3 protein-coding genes are annotated in these 2,723 nt (G+C 70.1%); all 3 read right to left on the reverse strand.

Translation table 11 applies throughout. From position 1 onward, the window contains the following. Positions 1-739: NADH-quinone oxidoreductase subunit J (locus tag G6018_RS14575; protein WP_182640004.1), on the reverse strand; the 739-nt coding region annotated here is incomplete at its 3' end. Beyond that, positions 739-1,338 (reverse strand): NADH-quinone oxidoreductase subunit NuoI, encoded by a 600-nt coding sequence (gene nuoI / locus G6018_RS14580; protein WP_182640005.1) that lies wholly within the window; start codon positions 1,336-1,338, stop codon positions 739-741. The genes G6018_RS14575 and nuoI, both read right to left, overlap by 1 nt. After that, positions 1,331-2,626 carry an NADH-quinone oxidoreductase subunit NuoH gene (gene nuoH / locus G6018_RS14585; protein WP_182640006.1) on the reverse strand — a complete coding sequence of 432 codons (1,296 nt, stop codon included), beginning with the start codon at positions 2,624-2,626 and terminating at the stop codon, positions 1,331-1,333. Before nuoH ends, nuoI begins: the two co-directional genes overlap by 8 nt. Positions 2,627-2,723: the final 97 nt, after the last annotated feature.

Below are 2,723 nucleotides of genomic sequence, written 5' to 3' on the forward strand. Positions count from 1 at the left end.
CGTCTCCGGGTCCCAGTTCCCTGCCGCCGCCGTGCCGGCGAAGGACCTCGCTCACCGAGTCGGTGGAGTCCGAGCCGTCGGGCAGCCGGGCCGGCATGTCCGCGGAGTTGCGCCGCGCGTACACGCCGGGGCTGGGCAGCGGCGTCACGCGGGCGTGGCCGTCGTGCTGCCAGTCCAGGAAGCGCTGCTCGGACATCTCGCGCTGGGTCCGTCGGCCGGAGAACCGTTCGCGGTGCGCCAGCACCATGGCCCCCAGGGTGGCGATGATCAGCAACACGCCGGTGAGCTCGAACGCCCACACGTGGCGGGTGAACAGCAGCTCGGCCAGTGCGGGCACGTCATTGTGGTCGGCGCCGAAGCCGGTGAAGGGCGGCAGCTCCGCGCGGGCGAGGCCGGTCGCCAGGAGGACCCCGAAGCCGAGCCCGGCGACGATCGCGGCCACGCGGTGTCCGCGGATCCGCTCCACCAGGGACTCCGAGGACTCCACGCCGATGAGCATCACCACGAACAGGAACAGCATCATCACCGCGCCGGTGTAGACGACGATCTGGCCGACGCCCAGGAACACCGCGCCCTGCGCCATGTACAGCACGGCCAGGGCGACCATCGTCATGGCCAGACACAGGGCGGAGTAGACCGCCTTCTTGGCGGAGACCACCCCGAGCGCGCCGACGACGACGACGACCGCCAGCACCCAGAACAGGACCGACTCCCCGGTGGACACCGGTGCCCCGGTCATCAGGACCCGTCCCCGTGTGAGGGCGCGCCCTGGGTCGGCGGGGAGTCCTCGCCCGGCGCCGCCCCGTGGGGTGCGCTCTGCGCCGCGCGGAGGACGTCGCCGCGGTAGTAGTCGGCGTGCGTGGTGCCCGGGGCCATGTCGTGCGGTGCGGGGACCATCCCGGCGAGCATCGGCCCCAGCAGGTCCTGCTTCTCGTAGATGAGCCCGGCCCGGTCGTCGCCGACCATCTCGTACTCGTTGGTCATGGTCAGCGCGCGGGTCGGGCAGGCCTCCACGCAGAGGCCGCACCCGATGCAGCGTAGGTAGTTGATCTGGTAGATCCGCCCGTAGCGCTCGCCGGGGGAGTAGCGCTCGTCCTCGGTGTTGTCGGCGCCCTCCACGAAGATCGCGTCCGCCGGGCAGGCCCACGCGCACAACTCGCAGCCGATGCACTTCTCGAGGCCGTCGGCGTACCGGTTGAGCTGGTGGCGGCCGTGGTAGCGGGGAGCGGTGGGGACCTTCTCCTCCGGGTACTGCTCGGTGTGCTTCTTGCGGAACATCGTCGCGAACGTGACACCGAACCCGGCGATCGGTTCGAGGATTCTCGGAACCCTAGGCATTGGGGGCCTCCTCCGATGCGGTGCGCTGGGGTGTCGCGGTGCGCCCGGACAACGCCGCGCGCTGGTGGGGCAGCGGTGGGACGGGGAACCCGCCCGCGACCGGGTCGAAGGGCGCCGGGTCGGCGGCGCCCCCGCGGTGGGGGCGGGTGCCGATCCGGGTGCGGAGGGCCACCACGATCACGGCCGCGGCGATCACGCCGGCGGTCACCAGCGCGATGGTCAGGCCGTCGTAGCCGGCGTTCGAGAACGCCCGGATGCTCGCCACGGCCATCACCCATCCCAGGGAGACGGGGATGAGCACCTTCCAGCCGAAGCCCATGAACTGGTCGTAGCGCAGCCTCGGCAGGGTGGCGCGCAGCCAGATGAACAGGAACATGAAGCCCCACACCTTGATCACGAACCACAGCAGCGCCCACCACCCGGAGTCCGCGCCGTCGATCAGGGAGAACGGCAGCGGTGCCTGCCAGCCGCCGAGGAACAGGGTGGCCGCCAGGGCCGAGACCGTCGTCATGTTGACGTACTCGGCCAGCATGAACATGGCGAACCGCAGCGACGAGTACTCGGTGTGGAACCCCCCGACCAGCTCGCCCTCGGCCTCGGGGAGGTCGAAGGGCGCGCGGTTGGTCTCGCCGACCATGGAGATCACGTAGACGAGGAACGAGGGCGCCAGGAGGAACACGAACCAGACCTCGGACTGAGCGGCGACGATCCCCGAGGTCGACATGGTTCCGGCGAACAGGAACACGCCGACGAAGGACAGTGCCATCGCGATCTCGTAACTGATCACCTGCGCCGTGGACCGCAGCCCACCGAGCAGGGGATAGGTGGAGCCGGAGGACCAACCGGCCAGTACGATGCCGTACACGCCGATCGAGGTGACGGCCAGGATGTAGAGCACGCCCACGTTCAGGTCGGTGAGTTGCAGCGGCGTCCGGTGTCCGAAGATCGAGACCTCGGGTCCGAAGGGGATCACAGCGAACGCCATGAACGCCGGGATCACCGCGATGACCGGGGCCAACAGGAAGACGGGCTTGTCGACCCCCGCGGGGATCAGTCCCTCCTTGAGGGCGATCTTGACGCCGTCCGCGAGGCTCTGCAACATGCCCAGCGGGCCGACCCGGTTGGGTCCCACGCGCATCTGCATCCAGGCGATGACCTTGCGCTCGAGGTAGATCGCGGCGAGCACCGTCACCACGAGGAACACGAAGACCGCGAGAACCTTGAGCAGCACCAGCCACCACGGGTCGATGCCGAAGGCGGACAGGTCCGCATATCCCTGCGAGGTCACGAGGCCCCCTCCCCGGCGCCGATCCGGACGACGTCCCCCGCGGCCGCGGCGAGCGTGGCGTTGACGGTCGACCCGGGTGAGTTCTGCGGCAGCCACA

Origin of the sequence: Dietzia sp. DQ11-44 (genome assembly GCF_014145205.1) — a bacterium.
GTDB classification, from domain to species: domain Bacteria; phylum Actinomycetota; class Actinomycetes; order Mycobacteriales; family Mycobacteriaceae; genus Dietzia; species Dietzia natronolimnaea.